The sequence below is a fragment of the Roseofilum acuticapitatum BLCC-M154 genome, from assembly GCF_030068475.1.
GTDB lineage: Bacteria > Cyanobacteriota > Cyanobacteriia > Cyanobacteriales > Desertifilaceae > Roseofilum > Roseofilum acuticapitatum.
Map to the genome: position 1 here is coordinate 30,827 of NZ_JAQOSP010000091.1, position 19,356 is coordinate 50,182.

Sequence of the window (19,356 nt, forward strand, 5' to 3'; positions counted from 1 at the left end):
AGTTAGGACATGGCGTAGGGGCGAACAGCCGTTCACCCCTACTTTGTAAATATACAGCGACTAGCTATACCATGAAACCCAAGTTTTCCACCCTCATTATTTTAACAGTCGTTTGTGCTGTTCTACTCACCCCTTTTGTATTTAGTCCCAACTATATCCCTGTTCTACGCTTAAATGATTTCGATCTGTATTTAACCTTTCAAAGTGAACTATATAAGCAAATCACAGGATATTTATCCCTTATTTTTGTCCTATTAGAAATGGTATTAACCATTCGCAAACGGGGTAGAAGTTGGAAAGTAAAAGTCAAAGTCCCCGGCAGTCTTCAGCTTTGGAGAAGCTTACATATTTTTCTAGGAATCGCCCTAGTTGGCAGCACCTTTATCCATACCGTAGGTGTACGCGGTTTTAACTTTAATGCTATTTTTCTATGGGTCTTTTTCTTAGTTACCTTATCTGCATTAGTCGGTGTAGTGGCTGAAACTGGCATTTTAGAATCTTCCCAGCGCTATTTCCGATTCAGTTTATCCCCCGCTAGTGAGAATCCAGGAATTTCTAAAGGTGTTTTAATTCGTAACCTTAGAGGAATATGGCTCAATAGCCATATGATTTTAGTTAGCATGTTTTTAGTTATGCTAGTTTTCCACATTATCATTGCCTATTATTATCAATAAATGCAGCTCCATAAAATCACAAAAATTAGTTTAGGATTACTCTTCATTGGCGCGATTGCCTGTTTATTTCTGTTTCCTAAATCTCCTCCCGTACTCTCCTCTAGTTTAACGGGTTTGCAGCAACTTAAAGTTAGCGTCCAAGCTGCTGTTTCCTATTCTTTGGCGATAGAAAATAGTTTGCCTACAGTCATTGAGTTTTATGCCAATTGGTGTACTACTTGTCAATCTATGGCTCCTGCGGTTCACAAAATTGAGCAAGAGTATGATAAGCAAATTAACTGGGTTATGATTAATATCGATAATCCAGAATACACAGATACTATTGAACAATATCAGGTGCAAGCTGTCCCCCAATTCACTTTTTTAGATGCTGAAAATGTCTGGCAGAATAACCTAATGGGCAAAATCCCTCAATCTATACTGCTTGAGCAAGTTATAGCCCTACAATCCGATCATAGGGAATAGGGAATGGGGATTTAATATTATCCATTAATGGGGAACATTCAATGCTCCATGATGTCTGAGCCAATCTTTTTGGGAATCGGTTAACCCTTGAGCATCAGTAAATGTTGCTCCCATCACCTGACAATTAATGAACTCAACATCTTTCCAAATTGTCCGTTCTAAATTAGCATCTTGGAAACTGGTTTCTACCAATTTTACTCCATCGAACAATGCAGATTCTAGATCTGTCGATAAAAATGAACAATATTCCAAAATACTATCCGTAAACGACGCATTAATACATTTTGCACCGACAATCTCTGTCTGTTCAAGCTGAACAGAACGAAAATCAACTTCAGATAAATTAGCAGATGCAAAATCAGAGTTTTTGACCTGGGTACTTAAAAAGATAGACCGGTGTAAATTGGCTTTTTCTAAATTTGTGTTTTCCAAAAGGCTTTGACTCAAATCTGCTTGTTCTAAAAGAGCCGATTCAAATACTGTTGAGGTCAGTTTACAATGAATTAATTGGGTATGACTGAGATTAGCTTGGCTGAAATCAGCAGAACCAAAATTTGCTTTCTGGGCTTTAATCTCCCTCATGTCTGACTTATGAAAATTAGCCTCAATAGCATTGATATAATCTAAGGTTGCACCATAAAGTTTGGTGTAACGAGCGTCAAGAGATCGACAATTTGCACGCTCTAAACAGGCTCTATTGAGTTCGGCATGGGATAAGTTAGCACAAACTAAATTACTTTCGGTCAAATTGGCTAACATCAAGTTGGCTTGAGAAAAATTGGTTCCTTGACAAAAGGCCCTAGATAGGTTTGCTCCTCGGAGATAGGCTTGACTAAAATCACCTTCATCAAGAATACAACCCTCTAGATTAATGCGGCTCAATTCAGCACCTACAAAAGATTCTCCTTGCTGGAGTTGGCTGACGACTTCTTCGGCTGTGAATAAACTCATAAATTAAGGGAATATGTGAAAAAACTTAAGTTCTAGCTTATCGCTTAATTGACCCTTCGCGCTACTTTTGTCATCCTGAATACAACCCGACCTGCTCAAGGGAGTACAGTAGAGAGCAAGAAAATGATTTGATAATCTTTAAAGTATTTGACAATGAATATGCCTTTGATCCGGTTCTTCGGTTCAATCCAATTTGCAGTTCCTCTTCTAGGGAGTATTGCTGCTATTTTAGTTGGAGCTACAATTTATGAAGCTCAAGTTGGCTCAAGTGTGGTGCAACATCTAATTTATAAAAGTCCTTGGTTTGGAATGTTGATGTTCTTGCTGGCGGTGAATTTATCGATTTCGGCTCTGACGCGCTATCCTTGGCGAGGCTCTCGTAAAGTGGGGTTTGCTTTAACTCATATTGGATTGGTTTTGATTATTATGGGTTCGGCGGGAGTGATTCACCTGAGCTTGGAGGGAATGTTACCGTTACGGGAAGATGAAGTGGGTAATTATCAGATTCGCGTTGAGGGAGATTTATTGGAGGTGATGACTCCTGAAGGGGAGCGCGAACAAAGGGATATTTTTATTCGTCCGGATGGCTCGATTTCTCCGTCTTCGGTTCTGGGAGTTTCTCTGTTAGGTTATGCGGAGAATACGGTAAAAACGGTGAGTTTTGAGGATGGGGGAAAGGTTGCGAATTTAGCTTTACGGTTGCGGTTAAGTAGCGAGCGGATGGGGCAAGATGTGGAGCAATGGTTGGCTTTTGCACCGTTATCTTATCGTAGGGTAAGTTTGGGGCCGGCTGAGTTGGGGCTGATGGTGGTGGAGAGTGAGGAGGAAGCGCAGGAGAAAATTGCAGAATTGGGAAAAGATTTAGGGAGGAATTATTTTGAGGCGATCGCCACTTCATCGGGTAAACTCTATTATGCAACTCATTCTGCTCAAGGCTTTCAATCGGGTATCCTGATGGCACATCAGCCGATTTCACTGGGTTGGGCAGACTTTGAGATGACTCTAGAAGAGCAACTTACCCATGCTCAGATTGACCGTCAAATTGTACCCGTTGGCGATCGCACGCTGCAAGGAAGTCCCGCTATCTTGGTGGAAACCGAAACCGGGACTCAACAATGGCTTCCTTGGGGAGAACCCACCGCTATCCCTACACCGGATGGGGAAATTCTAGCCGCTTTTACCCCTAAGCTCTTTTCTCTTCCCTTTCAAATTGCCTTGCAAGACTTTATCGTAGAGCGCAACGAAGGTTCCGATAGTGTTGCCATGTGGACGAGCAAAATCCAAATTCAAGACTATCATCAGCAGGTTAGCAGCGATCGCACCGTTTGGATGAACCACCCCACCTGGTATCAGGGATGGAAAATCGCCCAAGCCTCGTGGAATCCCGGAGATTTACGCCAATCCACCCTACAAGTGAAACGCGAACCCCTGTGGATAACCCTACTCACCTGGACAGGTTCCGCCCTTGTGGTTGTCGGCATTGGGACAATGTTCTACGGTAAAACTATTCAGAAAATACTCAGCCGTTACCCATCACCAGCCGTTAGTTTAGGAGAAAACAATTTAGTAGAAAATTAGCACATCGAAATCTATGTTTTTAAATCCCTTTCCCATGAGCAATCTGATTAAATTTTTCATCGCTTTAACATTAGGGCTTCTCCTCTGCTTCTTCCCCGCAGTGCAAGGGATAATCTCTAGTCCAGACACCCATAATGATGCCCTTAAAACCCTAGCTGTACAACTTGATGGACGCAAAAAGCCCCTAGATACAGTTGCCAGAGAAACAGTAACTCAAATCCACGGCAGTTTAGATTATCAACCCTTAACCGGAGAAAAGCTTGATTATCTCGATACCTATCTTTCCCTATTGTTCAATAACCGAGACTGGAATGAAGAACCATTTATTCTGTTCAATTATCGTCCCTTAAAAACTGAACTAGGACTCAATCCAGAACAGAACTATTTTTCCTTTGTTGAATTGGTCTCTTCTCCGTTGGGTTCGTTTGTTTTACAAGCCCATGAAGCTCAAGCCGAAGATATGGATTTAACGCGAGATCAACGGGAAGCGCTAACCCTAGAAGACCGTTTAGCCTTAATGTTAGAGACCGTGAGTAGTACGCAGTTACCGCTTGTTCCCCATCCGAGCGATCCAAAAGGGAAATGGGTGGGAATAGTTCAGGCTTCTGAATATTATGCACCGGAACAAGTGGAGACCCTACAAGTAATCTATGGCGAAGTTAAACAAGGGGTGCAAATTGGGCTAACTTCTGATTTAAATTCTCAAGTTTTAGAACTGAAAAAACAACTGGTAGCCTTAAGTCCTGAAGTCTATCCTTCTGGAGAAAAATTAACGCGAGAAGTCCGTTTTTATGCGCTGCATTGGTTTACCCAAGCCTGGGTTTTGTATGGTTTAGGATTTCTGGTGATGTGGGTTACCCTTAGATGGGAAAAGTTACAAGCCTATTGGGTAGCATTAGGGTTATTTTGTAGTGGGTTAGCGGTGCATGGATATGGGTTTTGGGAGCGGATGCAAATTGCAGAACGCCCCCCAGTAACGAATATGTATGAGTCGGTGATTTGGGTGAGTTTGGGTATAGCGGCGATCGCCGTTACCTTTGAGTTTATGCATCGTGCGAAATATTACCTGTTAGCGGCCGCTCCCTTGTCTGTCTTGTGTTTGGTATTAGGCGATCGCCTCCCAGCCGTCCTCGATCCCAGCATTAAACCCCTCGTCCCTGTATTGCGCGATAACTTTTGGCTCAGTGTCCATGTGCCCACCATCACCCTCGGTTACGCCAGCTTTGCCCTCGCCTTTGGTTTCGGTCATCTGTTGTTGGGGGCTTATCTATTCAAGCCCACCAACAAAGACTTTATCAACAAACTCTCGCGCTGGAACTATTCTATCCTCCAAGTCGGCGTACTATTTTTAACAACTGGTATCATCCTCGGTGGCATTTGGGCCCACTTCTCCTGGGGACGATTTTGGGGATGGGACCCCAAAGAAACCTGGGCATTAATCGCCCTCATGTGCTACATTGTGCCCCTACATGGTCGATTAGCCGGTTGGCTCGGCAACTTTGGCATGGCGATCGCCAGTGTCATCAGCTTTAATGCTATTCTCATGGCCTGGTATGGCGTAAACTTTGTCCTCGGAACCGGATTACACAGCTACGGCTTCAGTACCGGAGGCTCAGAGCTAATCATCGGTAGCTTAATCAGCCTAGATATGCTGTTTGTATTAGTCGTATTCCTGCGTCAACAAACCCTCAAAAACCAATCCCAATCTCCAGCCCTATCCTAAAACCCCCACCTACTATGGAACGTCGTTACTTTATCAGTTGGATGACCCTTGGCGCACTCGTGAGCGTCCTTCCTCCCACCCTCTCCGGTTGTGAGTCTGGGGACACCCCCCCAACTCCCCCTAGCGACGAGACCCCCCAAATAGATACCTCCATGCGCGAAGACGGGTTTCAAGCCCTCGGTACAATTCCTCAACTCCAAGCCGAAGGAACCATTGTAGACCGACGCAATGCCCCCAAACCCGTCCTCATCTTCCGTCATCCCGAAACCCAAGCCATAGTCGCCCTCAATCCCATGTGTACCCATCAAGGTTGCACCGTCGAACTGTCTGCCGATGAAAATTTATTTGACTGTCCTTGTCACGGTTCCCAATTTGGTTTAGATGGTGCAGTTTTATCCCCTCCTGCGGAAAAACCCTTACCCCTCTTTGAAGTCAAAGAGGAAGGAGACCTCATTTTAGTCAAAACTCAGTAGATACAGCCTCTATACTTTAGCTGTAGACGACCCTTGCCAGGGTCAGGACTCGACTCGGATGAAATCTGCGAATTCGTTACCGAAGTATTTGTTAATCGATCAATATCAAATTAAGGTTGAGCATTATTACAAAACACAAGTCATATCAAGTCCGGTGAATTTGTTAAGAAGCGGGCAAGATGCCCGCACTCCTCGAATTCTTTGATATGACTGGAGTGGGAGCATCTTGCTCCCTGGCTTTTTAATTAGGGTATTTCCGCTTCGCGGACATGAATAAGCGAACTTGATATCAATCAATGGGTATTTTCTGACTACAAAACTAGAGAAGATTCAGTCAACTTAACTTATCTACCTTGTGAGATTTCTTTGGCTGATTTATATGACGATCTGCAATGGTAAATGAGAGAGCATTGTTACAATACAAGTACCCAACCTAATACTCCATTGCCATGTCTCCCACCGAAACAGTTTTCAAACGGGTTTCTCCTCCCTTCCCCGAAAAAGAAACCCTGCCCACCATGTACGATTTACCCAGTGAAGAAATAGGAGATTCTGGATTGCCTGACCTGTATCATCTGTGGCAAGCCGAACTCTGTAGCGCCACATTTCATCCCCCAACCTATCCCCCCGAACAAATCCTCGTTGCTGGTGACTTAAACCTCTACTATGACCCCGAACATACCCTATGGTACAAGCGACCGGATTGGTATGCTGTCGTGGGAGTGCCTCACCTGTACAACGAAACCGAACCTCGGTTAAGTTATGTATTCTGGCAAGAAGAAGTGCCACCGATCGTTATGATGGAGCTACTCTCCCCAGGAACCCGCAATGAAGACTTAGGAAAAACTGAGCGACGGGGCAAACAGCCAACCAAATGGGAAGTTTACGAGCAAATTCTCGGTATTCCTTACTATATTGTTTTTGACCGTTATCGAGACCAGTTGCAAGTATTTCAACTGCAAGGAAATCGCTATCAAGAGCAAGAATTGACTGAATCGAGATTCTGGTTTCCAGAATTAGAATTAGGACTGGGATTATGGTTGGGAAAATACCATGGATTAGAGCGACAATGGTTACGCTGGTATGATGCCCAGGGAAATTGGATACCCACACCAGAGGAAGAGGCTGAGAGGGCTAACCAACGAGCCAACCTTGCCCAGCAAGAAGCTGACAGAGCTAATCAACGAGCAAATGCTGCCGAACAAGCCCAGAAAGCAGCCATTCCTCGGCTTTTGAGTATGGGGATGAGTAGCGAACAAGTGGCTGAAATCTTGGGACTCTCTGTTGAGGAAGTTCGTCAGTGGGGACAAGGCTAAACCCATCTTTGTGTCTGTTTTTGAGCGATCGCCAACAGGCAATAGTTTGTAACAAATAGTCAATGAGAGGGCATTATGGCTGCGAACATCCTGGACACAATCGATCGCCAACAATTAGGGACATCTCTCAAACAAGCACGAGAACAGCGAGGCATGACTCAAGCAGATGCGGCTCAGGTGCTTGAGGTTTCGCGCACTACCCTAGTGGCGATCGAAAATGGTACTCGGCGCTTGAAAGCGGCTGAATTGATTAAACTCGCTCGTGCCTATGGGCGTTCTGTCAGTAATTTGGTATCTCCACACTCTGTTGTCGAAGCCTTAGAAGGAACATTTGGGGCACTCTATCACCGTAGCCAGGAAGAACAAGCTGTCTTGGCTTTGAGAGCGCTAGATCGGGGTTTAATCACTGAAGGAAAATTTGCTCAGTTTTTAGGTGTGAACCGTCTAGAAGCACGTCACATTGCGGAACAATTACGAGACTCTTCAAGTAGAATCCTGGGGGATGATCGGGTTGATCTGCGGGAAATGTGAAATTTAGTGTATAGTCAGTAACTACAGCTATAGCTTTGAAGTAAAGTCATGTAGAGCTAGAGGTTAAGATTATGTCAAATTACTCAATCAATGCTACTGACATAAGTGAATATGTTCGATATCAATCCTGCGATCGCCGGTTTAAGTTAAAGTTTGATAACTATAAACTTGCAAAAGAGATTCCTTTTAACCAATTGATTTTTGCGACTTCTTTAGATCCTGTGCTAGAAGCAGAAGGTAAAAACAGAGAGAATGACTGGGAATCTTCACTTAAGCAACAAGGATTGGTAAATTTAATTGACACCACTCATCAATCAGAGTTAGATCAATCAAGAACATGGAGTGATTTTGTTGAATCTTTAAATACTTTGTCAGTCAATCAAAATGCTTACGGACGAGAAATTTCTATCAAGGGAACACTAGGAGATTTTTATATTAGTTGTAAAATTGATTTTGTCCTTGTTTTATGGGAAAACAATTGCCCTAAAATTAGGTTAGTTGAATGTAAAGCATCTCGAAAAGATAGAACTTATCATCACATACAAGTGGCTTTGTATCGAATGATGATCTGTAAATCAATCAAAAATTACCCCATTGTTATTAATGGCATAGAGCTTAAAGATGAAAATATTGAATGTGTGGTTGTTCGCATCGATGAAAATACCAACAAAAATCAAGATATTATTCAAGCCAATTGTATAAATTTAGATACGATTGAAGCTGACATTAATCGTCTGGTTTCCTCAGATGGTATACTCAAATACATTATTGAAACTAATTTAAGTAATTTAGACTATCAATTAGATGAAAAGTGTAGTGATTGTACATTGAGTGTCCATTGTTTATCGGAGAGTGCAAGGCAACGACGTTTAGAATTACTGGGGATAGATGCATCAACAGTAAAGTCATTAAATCAAGTAGGGATTAACAATATTGATGATTTAGCTGAAATGGATTTACAAGGAAATCAAGCTAGACAACTCCAGCAAGATATCAGCTTTACAGAAAGTTTAGATCTGCTTCAAGTAAAAGCGAGAACTCGTAGACGGACTCTTCCTGATGGAGATTTAGATCCGGATGATTATCAAGTAGAGCAACTCAATTATTCAGGTAAAAGTCAACTTCCAGAATATATAATTGATGGAGAACGTTTAATTCGTGTCTATCTTTCTGTTGAATATGATTACGTTGAAAATAGAATAGGTGCATTAGCTGCTCATGTCACTAAAAGTGAAGGTAAGTTAGATCCCAAGTTTAAGCAAGATGAATTTGGTAAATGGAAGCCCGATCCTAACATTAAAGAATATATTGACTCAGGACAGGATCAAAAGAATAAGCCTCTTTACCAAGAAAAAGAACTTGAAGGAGAGGATTTAATTAAATTTAAGACATCCCCATGGTCGGGAGATTACAAAGAAGATAATGGTTCTGAAAAAGAACTGATTCAAGGATTTTTATTAGAATTAGTAGATGCGATTTCCTCTGTTGCTGAAACAGAACAAGCTCCCATTCATTTTTATGTTTGGTCACGTCAAGAAATGACCCAATTAGTTGAAGGTTGTTCTCGCGTTAGTTCGCAACTCCTCAGTCATTTACGAGAGTTATTGGGATGTCGAGAAAGTTTAGATCAACTGATTTACTCGTGTCTATCTGATGAAGTTGATCGACGTTATGCTCTTGGATGGACAGGGCGAGATTTAGCTGTTGTTAGTTCTCTTAAGTGGTTTGGAAGACGTTATCATTGGCACCGGAAGATAGCAGGAAAAATTGTAATTTTAGATCGGGTCTTTTCTCAAGATGTATTTGACTTTAAAACGAATTTAAAAATAGATGGTAATCATCAATGGGCCACATCACAAACTTCCAATCCTCGTAAGCATCAGTTTGAAGTTAGACTCAGATACTTTAATTCTCTGAGTGCAGCGTATTGGCGAGCGTATTGGCGACAACTTCCCGATCCCAATGAACTCAAACATAAAGCAAAATTAAAAAAATCTATTGAGCGTTATAATCAAGCACAACTGCCTAATTATTTAAGAGAGTATTTTCGCGCTCGTACTCATGCTATTAGATGGGTTGAAGAGGGGATTCGCTTTAAGAATCGAGAAATCACCAAAGAACCTTTAATTATTGCAAACTTACCAGATTTTAATTTAGGTGTAGACAATGCAGCCCAAGCAGGAATTGATTTTTTACGTTTAGATCAGCATGTTAAAGTGACAGATTGGATTGCCAAACATTTGATCCCACCCATCTATCGTATTTCTTCGGGCCGAACAATACCTATTGCAAATGTTAGATCAACTCAAAGTAATCAGCTAACAGCAGAAATTAATCTTGATAGATACAATATCACCCCTGAAGTGTTACAAGCTAACTGTACCATTGATGTAGGTTCTTTTATTAGAGTTACTCCTGCTTCTGATAATCCACATCAAGGTCAAACCCTCAATCAGCTTTTTGCGGGTGGAAGTACATGCGTTGTAGAAGATATAAATTGGAATAATGGACGTATTGTATTGGCTATTAGACAAAAAAGAGGTGGAGATCGCTACCAAATTCGTGGTCGTTTTTATGACCGAGAAGAAGATGTGTATACTTTTGCCACTATTGATGAAAGTCCCTCAGATTTTGTTGCTGGAAAAGTCGATCAAAAATTACAAAACAGCCGAGGAAATCATGTTTGTCAATGGTTAGCCCCGCAAAAACCTCAAATTCCTGCACAAACTCCTGTTTCAGAGAGTAATTTAAAACTATATCGAAATCTACTTGAGACGTTACCCTTAGCCAATAGCAAAAAACTAGACCAGAAACAAATTGAAGCAGCTCTTAACGGACTCAATAGTAGAATTCAACTTTTGCAAGGGCCACCAGGAACTGGGAAAACAGAAACTACTGCGATTGCCACTTTTCTAAGAATCTTAGCACGTTGTCATCCGGGCGATATTGTTCTTATTGCCGGTCATACGCATACATCTGTAGATAATTTACTCTTACGCTTAGAGAACCTTTTACCAATTTTGCAAAAACATGCTACTGATTTGAGCTTAAATGTGCCATCAATTGAACTAAGTCGAGTAGATCAGAAAAATGCTGAAGCTTTTGAAAATAAAAATATTGAATTATTTGCGTCTAAATCTTGCGTCAGAAAAGTCAATAAGATGCGTAAAACTGGAACGTTAGTTATCGGAGGAACAACGAATGCAATTTTGAAGATGAGTCATGAGTTAAATACGAAAAAGCCTTTTAAGGATAACCCTCAAGGTTTTCAAACAACTATTCTAATCGTTGATGAAGCAAGTATGATGGTGTTTCCTCACTTTCTAGCGTTAGCTACGTTAGTTAAAGAAGATGGTGAAATTATGTTAGCAGGAGATCATAGACAACTAGCTCCAATTATTACCCATGACTGGGAAAATGAAGATCGTCCTCCTGTTTTACTCTATCAACCTTATGTTAGTGCTTATCAAGCTATTCAAAACTTAAAAGAAAACTCGGATTTTCCAGTATCAGATCAATCAATATTACGTTCTGCTTTAAGTTTTAGCTTCCGTTTACCACCGGTTATTCGTGAACTTATTGCACGTCTTTATCGAAAAGACAATATTGAATTAGAAGGAGGTAAAACAAATGAAAATATACAAGGAGATCAAACTGCAAGAACTTGGGAAAATCTTTTAGAGGCAAATGGAGGACTTTATCTTGTTCTGCATGATGAACGTGAATCCAAACTTAGCAATCCACTGGAAGTAGAAATCATCGAAACAATTCTTGGTGCAGCAGGAGAACTTCCTAATAGATCTACTGCAATTCTTACGCCCCATCGCGCTCAAAGATCGCTACTGAAAACAGAACTAGCAGATGATTATAGAAATGCTGTAGATATCATTGACACAGTAGAGAAGGTACAAGGTGGTGAACGTGATAATGTTATTGTTTCTGCCACAGCCAGTAATTCATCAGCTATCGGCAAAAATGTGGAGTTTATTCTGGGTCTAAATCGATCTAATGTTGCTTTTTCAAGAGTGAAAAAGTGTTTGATCGTTGTAGTTTCTAAAACTCTTCTAGATTATATTCCTAGGGAGCTTGAAAACTACGAAGAAGCAATTCTTTGGAAAGCATTACGTGATGTTTGTTCGCATCTTCTTTTTAAAGACACAATTAATGGGCATAAGATACAAGTCTTTACCCATAACAAATAGTATACCAAAATCTTTCTAGAGAATATGCATAATAATTCTAAATCTATCGATTTCGCGAACAGTATTCTGACCGATCTTGGGTCTCTATCCTGTTCGCAAAACCCGATAAGATGAGAATTAATTCCCATTAACCCGCAAGGTTACCGATACTGTACCCTGAACCGAACTGGGAACGGGCCAACCGAGTAAAACCGATCGCACTGCTTGAACCACATTTTCGTCTTCTATGGTGGAATTCTCCTCATCTAGAAGCACCCGACGGACGCGCCCATTATTTGTCCAGATTTCCAGAGTCAGATCGCCGGAAACCTCGTCAGGAAGGGAGATAGACTGGATGTACTCGGTTAAAGCGGCGATCGCCTCCTCACTCAGTCCCTCAGCCTTCACCACCTCAATACGTGGCTCTACCTCTACCTTCTCTTCCTCAGCAACCTCCATTTCCATGCTATCCATTAGGGGAGCAGGAGGAGGAGGAGCCGCAGCAGGCATGGGTGCTGACATCCTTAAAGGTGATGCAGAACGGGATGCTCCTCTGGTTCCAGCACTTTGCATCACTGCCTGATCCTCTGGCTCGCCAAAAATACCCTCATAACTCACGCCATCAGGTAATTCTACCGGCACTTCTACCCGCACTCGTTCACCATTCGGGTTAACGCGCACTTCCTCACTCACGGCGATAAATGCTGTATATTCAGACAGCAGGCGATAATCTAGGGCCGTCTGCGTCACTGCATCCACTCCCGACTTGGTTTCGCCGCCGTACATTGCTGTCATCAGATCCTTAATTTTCGCTCTACCCCAGAGTTGGGCGATCGCATCACTATCCCCCCGAAAATTGACCGAGAACACCTGTTCATAGCGTTTTCCCCCTGCCGAACCCCCCCGAATACTTAACGTCCCATTTTGGCTGTCTGCCTTGCGTCCGAACAGCACCAACGGTTGACTGGCAAACAGATCCGGGGGCGCGAGGGGATAAATTTCGGGAGCTTCTCCTGCACCGCTCCAGGTTACCTCAATATTGCTTAAGACTGGGTTATTAATTTGGCTGAAAAACTTCTTCACCACCGGGTCAATGTTCTCATCCTGGCGTACCACTTGCACCGTTCCCCGGCCCACTTCTGCTAGTCTATCCAACAAAAATCGATTCGTGGAACTGCCCACACCAAAGCTATACAAGCGATTTCCCCGTTGCAGATTCTTTTGCACTGCCGCAATAATTTCCTGGTCATTGCCAATATAGCCATCGGTGAGTAAGACGACACTCCGCAAGCGTCCTTCTGGGGGTGGGGGAAAGTTCATCACTGCATTGATGCCATTCATTAACTCGGTTCCCCCTTCGGCGTTCAGTTGATTAATATAGGAGAGCGCCTTCTGACGGTTTTGCGGGGTATTCGTGAGGGGAGATGCAGACAACTGGCGAGCCGTATCCGAAAAATCGATAATTGTAAACGTATCATCCGGATTTAAACCCTGAATAAATGCTCGCATCAAGGCTTGAGATTGGGCAATGGGTGCGCCCGACTGGGAACCGGAAGTATCCATCAGAAAAACCACATCTTTGGGAATAATTTCCTTGGGTTGATAGTCTAAAGCGGGAATTAAATAGGCAGCAAAATGTCCCCCATTTCGATCTTTTTGGGTGAGGATAGTAGCTTGGGTTTCTTGTCCTGAAACTTGATAGCGCAATACGAGATCTTTGTTGGGAATTTGGTCTTCTGGAGAGAGTTGAATTTCAGTGATATTGCGCTGGGTTCGCACTAAGATTTTATGAGAAGTCGAGCTAATATTGCTGATGGGAACGCCAGCATCAATGTTAACGGAAACTTGGATATCATGACCCGATCGCGTCCCTGGTTTCAGTACCGGGGGCGTAATCCGAGAAGCATCAGGCACTTGGTCAGTATCTTCCGTTCCTTGAATCGAGTTACCGGGAATATAGCGCGGCCCAACTACCATGGGAAACACAAACTCATAATTGCCCCCTTCAAACGTGAGGGAGTCTGTGTAGCGAATGGTGACCTCAATTTTTTCCCCTGGTCGAATATTGGCTAAAGATTGGGTGAAAATGTTGGCTCTCTCTTGCTCCAAGAGTCCCGCAGTGCGTCCTTCTGCTCTGGCTTGTTCGTAGATTTCTTGGGCTTCTTCCCGCTTCTTAATGCTACCCTTGATGATGCGATCGCCCAACTTAATCTCCATATCATACACCGCCGCCTCATCCGGAAGCGGAAACACATACACCGCTTCTAAGGGATCTTCAAACGGATTTTCAAAGGTTTGAGTCACTTCCACCTGGGAAACATTGCCGGAAACCGTAGCATTCACCGAAGTGTTTTTTAAGGGGAAAACTTGGGTTTGACCCTCTTCTGAGGTCACCCAGAGACCGTTAGCAGGGGAATCGGCGGGGGGCTGCATGGGGTTAGCGGCTTGCATCATGGGATTGGGGGAAGTAGGAGGAACAACGGAAATATGTGCAGTGCTGTTTAGACATCCGGTAAGCAGTAAGGATAGGGGGAGAAAATAGGTGAGTTTAGCCATAAGAGTATTTCTTTCTGCTATAAGGATAGATTTTGATCCCCCTAAATCCCCCTTAAAAAGGGGGACTTTTTAAATTCCCCCCTCTTTTTAAGGGGGGCTAGGGGGGATCTCTTGTAGTTCCAGAATGGCATAACTGCAAGGGGGATTAGCCCAGGTTACACTTTTAGTAACACTCCGATTTTCTCTGGCTGAGGATTTTTTATAATGGCTCAGAGATCTCAATAGTTTACTCTGTTATACAGTGGATTTCCGATCCCCTTGCGTCAAACCCCCAGTTAATTAACCGTAATTGCCTCAAAGTTAACCTGAGTTCTATCAGTATCACCTCTAACAAAATTCAACTTTTCAAACCCAATCACTCGACCTTCTCGATTCTTCATCAAAATCACTTCATCTCCGGTTTCTTCGACTTCATATTCATCTTCTGGTTCATCGAACCAAACTACCAAAGTATTGCCAATGGTGTCGTGAAAAACTTTTACTTTTGCCATATCTTTTCTCCTTCTTTGATTGCACTGGTACGATAAGCCGTAATCAAAAATCCATTACCATTTAATCGTTTGGTGACTGCACAGACCCATCTTCTATCCCCATTGGCTCTATAAAATAAATAAACTTGGGAATCACTCTTACTCAAATGAATAATATCAGGATGACTCAATGTTTCTTTCACATCTTCTAATCTTCCCTCCATAATCGGATGCTTAATTGTAGTAATCAATTCCCAGTAACTCACTGTTGTTTGAACTTGAAAGCCAATTGGAGTATCGACTATAAACAAAAGTTGCTCATCCACAGGAGAATTATCGCTCATTGTCACGTCCCCCCAATCTTATCCCAGAATGGCATAACTGCAAGGGGGATTAGCCCAGGTTACACTTTTAGTAAGACTTCCCTTTTCTCTCTCTAAGGATTTTTTCATGACGACTCGCAATCCTGTTTTACTCATTCATGGCATTGATGATACCGGAGAAGTGTTCGCAAAAATGGCTGCGGTGTTAGAGCGTCAAGGATGGTTCACCTATGCTCTGGATTTAGTACCCAATAATGGTAAGGTGGGTTTAGATCGATTGGCCGAACAGATTAAGGGGTATGTAGACCAAGCCTTTAGCCAAGATACACGCTTCGATATTGTGGCCTTTAGTATGGGCGGAATCATTAGCCGGTACTACTTGCAGCGCTTGGGAGGGTTAGAGAGGTGCGATCGCTTCATTACCCTATCTTCTCCCCATCATGGCAGTTTAATGGCCTATGTGCGCCAAAATCCCGGTTGCGTGCAAATGCGTCCCAAGAGCAAGTTTTTAAAAAATTTAAACCGTGATTTCCAGCAATTGAACTCGATTCAGTTTACCTCCATTTGGACGAAAAACGATTTAATGATTTTGCCCGCCAAAAGTTCCCAAGTTCCGGTGGGCAAAAATATCACTGTTCCCGTTCTCATTCATCCTTGGATGTTAAGCGATGATCGTACCATTAAGTTAGTGATGGAAGGTTTAAAAAGAAGTCCGGTTTCTTAATCCCTTATGACTTAAAAACACCTTTGATATAGAATATGGGGGAAGCAATCACAAAAGCAGACAGGATCAAGGCAAAGGTATCTGATAAAAAGATATGTATATTAATTAATCCTAATATGCCACCTATGACTACCCAATGTTTCAAGCATTGTTCTTCTTGAAATTTAGGATGATCGCGCATTAGATTTCGCACAAACATAAATCCCAATGCCGTTAGAAAACCCAAAATTGGGCTAAGTAGTATAATTCTGGCAGTAAAGACAAAAGAGATCAAACTAAACAACAGTAGATCTAACCAAAATTCTTTCTTCTCTAATTGGGATAACCAAAACTTTTGATCGGAGTAATGGGATAGTTTTTGTTTAGCTCTATCTAGCCAGAAAAATTCTAAGGGTGAAGTTAAATTAAGAATATTTTGCCATTCTGGTGATTGGTTGTTACTTAATCGTCCATAAATTTTGACTGTTTTTATGCTATCTAAGGAAAATTTAGCGATCGTTTCCTCAATTTTTTTAACCAGATAAGTATAATTAACTGGAGTATCTTCATCGCGAATCAGAAATAAGGTAAAATGCTTTTTGCCCCAATAAATTTTTAATTTTACCCAATAGGGATCTAGGGTAGATTTTAAAGCGTTTTCGACTTCTGTTTTTACGTCTGAAGTTTGTAGGGTGGTTTGGGGTTGGTTGGTGGGGGTAGAAGCTATGGCAAGGGCATATTCAGAATTAGATTGAGATTTTTCTAAGGGTAAAAATCCGGTGCTATAGGCAGAAGGGTTAAGTTGGGTGAGGATTTCCTGGGGAGATTGATAGCGATATTTGGTTGCGGTATGAATCATTTTATCGAGAATTTGGGTTAATTCTGGATCGATGGTTTGGGAGAGATAGTCTTTCCATACCCAATTATTTTCACCACTGTCAAAGAGTTCAAAGGGCGGAATTTGGGTGAGTAAATAAAGGCAAGTTACGCCTAAACTGTAAATATCGCTATTATAGCTGGCTTTACCCAGCAGTTGTTCGGGGGCAGTATAGGCGGCGCTACCGATGATGGTTCCGGTTTGTTGTTGGGGACTGAGATGGATATATTTCGCTGCACCGAAATCGACTAAAAAGAGTTGTCCATCTTGTTGACAACGGATAATGTTATCGGGTTTAATGTCGCGGTGAATGATGTGGCGATCGCCGATAAATTGCAGCACAGGTAGTAAATTCGTCAGCAGTTGCTTAATTTTCTCCTCGCTAAAGGCTCCAGTTTGCTCCAATTCTTGGCTTAAGGTGGGGCCGTCAATGTATTCTTGCACCAGATATTGGCGATCGCCTTCCGTAAAATAAGCATAGAGTTGGGGAATCTGCGGATGTTCCCCCAATGGCTCTAGCTGGATAGCTTCCCTACGGAATAACTCCGCCGCTTTGCTGCTATTCTGGGTTCCCTGTTGCTGGGGTAAAAACTGCTTAATCACGCAATAAGGGCGTGACGGTTTATGCTCATCAATCGCCAATAACGTCCGGCCAAAACCCCCTGCACCCAAGAGATGTAGCGCCCGATAGCGATTTCCCGCCAGTAACTTCGAGCCACAACTTTGACAAAATCGGGCCTCATCAGGATTTTGGGGAGTTTTACAGGCTAAATTGAAGCAGTAAGTCATGGTGGAGACGGGGAGATGGGGAGATGGGGGGATGGGGGAATGGGGAGATTACCCATTACCTATTACCCGGACAAAGCGCTGATTATGTAGGAATCAACTCCCCTGGGCGCAACCTTGCCCATTTCCCCTGTTCTCGCTTAAAACTCTCACATCCGACGACATCCCATTCCATCTCAATTTCATGATCCCGATGGCGGATATTGACATTAATCTCAGGGTTGATGGCTTCAAAATCGGGATTTTCCGTCAGATGGGGTTGTTGGTGTTGACCTTCCACGGCATGATAGGTAAGGCAACGGTCTACATATTCGCAATTGACACAAATGCACATAATCCAACATCAAGCTAAAACGTCACAATAGAAAAAGAGAAGGATAAAGCAGACTCCTCTTCCCTCACCCTTTTTGCTAATCTAACCTATTCCTTCTTGAGATTGCCCAAATGTGTTCAGATTTTAATCCATCATGCTTGATTTAACCGTAGCTGCTCTGAGTCCCCAAACTTGGCCCTTTGGTTTAGAATGGCTTCCTGAAGATACCTGTTTAGTCGGGGGAGCAGTGCGCGATGGCTTGCTACAACGGCAACGGGATTATCTAGATCTGGATTTTGTGCTGCCAGAAAAGGCAGTAGAAACGGCGCGTCAGATTGCTCGATTTTATCAGGCTGGGTTTGTGGTGTTGGATGCCGGGCGGCAAATTGCGCGGGTGGTGTTTGAGGGAGCAACAGCAGATTTTGCCCAACAGGAGGGGGAAACCCTGCATATTGACCTCAAGCGACGGGATTTTACGATTAATGCGATCGCCTATAATCCCTTTACCCAGACCTTAATCGATCCCTTAGACGGCTGTCAAGATTTGCAGCAGCAAGTCATCCGTATGGTATCGGCGCAAAACTTGGCGGACGATCCCCTCAGACTTCTGCGAGCCTATCGGCAAGCCAGTCAACTGGGCTTTACTCTCGACCCCGAAACCCAAGAAACGCTGATTGCGTTAGCGCCAAAATTGCGTCAGGTGGCAGCCGAACGGGTACGGATGGAGTTAGGATATTTACTGAATTTGCCCTCTGGAAGTGAAGCGCTAGAAAGGGCTTGGAAGGATGGGGTGTTAACCGGTTGGTTTCCCCATACCTGTGCCGAGCGAGTGAGTCAAGTGCATCAGGTGGATGGGGTGGTACAGGAATTTTGCGATCGCTGGTCTCAATTACCTGAACACTTTAATCAACCCATTCTCGCCAGTCAACCCACCCATGGCATCAGTTTAGCTAAGTTAATTCTCTTTATTGCTCCAGAAGTCCAAAAAGCCGAGGCAGAACTCAAAAATCTGAAACTCAGTCGTGCCGAAATTCGGGCGGCACTCTCGGTTATCCAACGTTTACCGGATATCCTGCACCCGGAGAAAATGGGCCTAAGAGACCAGTATTTTTTCTTTCAGGCGATCCGTCCCGTGTTTCCGACTTTGATGCTGTTAGCGCGGGTGGCAGGGGTGGCTATCGAGGCGATCGCCCCCTTGTGCGATCGCTACCTCAACCCCGACGATCCCCTTGTATATCCCCAACCGGCGATCGCTGGCAATACCTTAATTGAAGCCCTTAACCTACCCAAAGGCAAATTAATCGGCACATTATTAACCGAGATTCAAATTGCCCAAATTCAAGGCAAAGTCACCAGCGAAGCAGAGGCCATCGATTTTGCCCGACATTGGCTCAAACCCACCAAACCCGATTAGAAACCCGGTTGCTCCAGCCCTA

General features: G+C 43.1%; 17 protein-coding genes. 11 read left to right on the top strand and 6 right to left on the bottom strand.

Annotation, left to right across the window (positions count from 1 at the left end; all coding sequences use genetic code 11):
- Positions 1-71: 71 nt before the first annotated feature.
- A complete protein-coding gene (locus PMG71_RS13760) occupies positions 72-674 on the top strand; it encodes a hypothetical protein (RefSeq protein WP_283754271.1) in 603 nt (200 codons plus the stop codon).
- The gene (locus PMG71_RS13765) at positions 675-1,139 is read left to right on the top strand and encodes a thioredoxin domain-containing protein (RefSeq protein WP_283754272.1); all 465 of its coding nucleotides are present in this window, start codon (positions 675-677) and stop codon (positions 1,137-1,139) included.
- Positions 1,140-1,163: 24 nt separating this feature from the next.
- Here PMG71_RS13765 and PMG71_RS13770 read toward each other — a convergent pair whose 3' ends face one another.
- Positions 1,164-2,090, bottom strand: a complete 927-nt coding sequence (locus PMG71_RS13770; RefSeq protein WP_283754273.1) for a pentapeptide repeat-containing protein — start codon at positions 2,088-2,090, stop codon at positions 1,164-1,166.
- 153 nt (positions 2,091-2,243) lie between these two features.
- Here PMG71_RS13770 and PMG71_RS13775 point away from each other — a divergent pair, with 153 nt between their 5' ends.
- The 7 genes from PMG71_RS13775 (at position 2,244) to PMG71_RS13805 (ending at position 11,913) form a co-directional block, all read left to right on the top strand.
- On the top strand, positions 2,244-3,668 hold the full coding sequence (locus PMG71_RS13775; RefSeq protein WP_283754274.1) for a cytochrome c biogenesis ResB family protein: 1,425 nt from the start codon (positions 2,244-2,246) through the stop codon (positions 3,666-3,668).
- Between the two features lie 34 nt (positions 3,669-3,702).
- Positions 3,703-5,391, top strand: a complete 1,689-nt coding sequence (locus tag PMG71_RS13780) for a cytochrome c biogenesis protein (RefSeq protein ID WP_283754275.1) — start codon at positions 3,703-3,705, stop codon at positions 5,389-5,391.
- A 14-nt stretch (positions 5,392-5,405) separates the two neighbouring features.
- A complete protein-coding gene (locus tag PMG71_RS13785) occupies positions 5,406-5,864 on the top strand; it encodes a QcrA and Rieske domain-containing protein (RefSeq protein WP_283754276.1) in 459 nt (152 codons plus the stop codon).
- 58 nt (positions 5,865-5,922) lie between these two features.
- Positions 5,923-6,069, top strand: coding sequence for a hypothetical protein (locus tag PMG71_RS13790; RefSeq protein WP_283754277.1), 147 nt, complete (start codon positions 5,923-5,925; stop codon positions 6,067-6,069).
- 244 nt (positions 6,070-6,313) lie between these two features.
- The gene (locus PMG71_RS13795) at positions 6,314-7,180 is read left to right on the top strand and encodes a Uma2 family endonuclease (protein ID WP_283754278.1); all 867 of its coding nucleotides are present in this window, start codon (positions 6,314-6,316) and stop codon (positions 7,178-7,180) included.
- A 75-nt stretch (positions 7,181-7,255) separates the two neighbouring features.
- Positions 7,256-7,711: a helix-turn-helix transcriptional regulator gene (locus tag PMG71_RS13800; protein ID WP_283754279.1), complete on the top strand. Its 456-nt coding sequence runs from the start codon at positions 7,256-7,258 to the stop codon at positions 7,709-7,711.
- 71 nt (positions 7,712-7,782) lie between these two features.
- Positions 7,783-11,913 (top strand): AAA domain-containing protein, encoded by a 4,131-nt coding sequence (locus tag PMG71_RS13805; protein ID WP_283754280.1) that lies wholly within the window; start codon positions 7,783-7,785, stop codon positions 11,911-11,913.
- Positions 11,914-12,030: 117 nt separating this feature from the next.
- Here PMG71_RS13805 and PMG71_RS13810 read toward each other — a convergent pair whose 3' ends face one another.
- The 3 genes from PMG71_RS13810 to PMG71_RS13820 all read right to left on the bottom strand — a co-directional run bounded on the left by PMG71_RS13810 (position 12,031) and on the right by PMG71_RS13820 (position 15,262).
- A complete protein-coding gene (locus tag PMG71_RS13810; RefSeq protein ID WP_283754281.1) occupies positions 12,031-14,448 on the bottom strand; it encodes a VIT domain-containing protein in 2,418 nt (805 codons plus the stop codon).
- A gap of 275 nt (positions 14,449-14,723) precedes the next feature.
- Positions 14,724-14,939 carry a DUF2283 domain-containing protein gene (locus PMG71_RS13815; RefSeq protein ID WP_283754282.1) on the bottom strand — a complete coding sequence of 72 codons (216 nt, stop codon included), beginning with the start codon at positions 14,937-14,939 and terminating at the stop codon, positions 14,724-14,726.
- Positions 14,927-15,262, bottom strand: coding sequence for a hypothetical protein (locus PMG71_RS13820; RefSeq protein ID WP_283754283.1), 336 nt, complete (start codon positions 15,260-15,262; stop codon positions 14,927-14,929). The genes PMG71_RS13815 and PMG71_RS13820 overlap by 13 nt, the downstream gene beginning before the upstream one ends.
- Positions 15,263-15,368: 106 nt before the next feature.
- Here PMG71_RS13820 and PMG71_RS13825 point away from each other — a divergent pair, with 106 nt between their 5' ends.
- On the top strand, positions 15,369-15,965 hold the full coding sequence (locus tag PMG71_RS13825) for an esterase/lipase family protein (protein WP_283754284.1): 597 nt from the start codon (positions 15,369-15,371) through the stop codon (positions 15,963-15,965).
- A 4-nt stretch (positions 15,966-15,969) separates the two neighbouring features.
- On the opposite strand, the gene PMG71_RS13830 is transcribed toward PMG71_RS13825, so the two are convergent.
- Together PMG71_RS13830 and PMG71_RS13835 are read right to left on the bottom strand one after the other, a co-directional pair.
- The gene (locus PMG71_RS13830) at positions 15,970-17,610 is read right to left on the bottom strand and encodes a protein kinase domain-containing protein (RefSeq protein WP_283754285.1); all 1,641 of its coding nucleotides are present in this window, start codon (positions 17,608-17,610) and stop codon (positions 15,970-15,972) included.
- A gap of 82 nt (positions 17,611-17,692) precedes the next feature.
- Positions 17,693-17,941, bottom strand: coding sequence for a Ycf34 family protein (locus PMG71_RS13835; RefSeq protein WP_283754286.1), 249 nt, complete (start codon positions 17,939-17,941; stop codon positions 17,693-17,695).
- A 133-nt stretch (positions 17,942-18,074) separates the two neighbouring features.
- On the opposite strand from PMG71_RS13835, the gene PMG71_RS13840 reads away from it, so the two are divergent.
- Positions 18,075-19,334, top strand: coding sequence for a tRNA nucleotidyltransferase/poly(A) polymerase-related protein (locus PMG71_RS13840; RefSeq protein ID WP_283754287.1), 1,260 nt, complete (start codon positions 18,075-18,077; stop codon positions 19,332-19,334).
- Positions 19,335-19,356 lie beyond the last annotated feature (22 nt).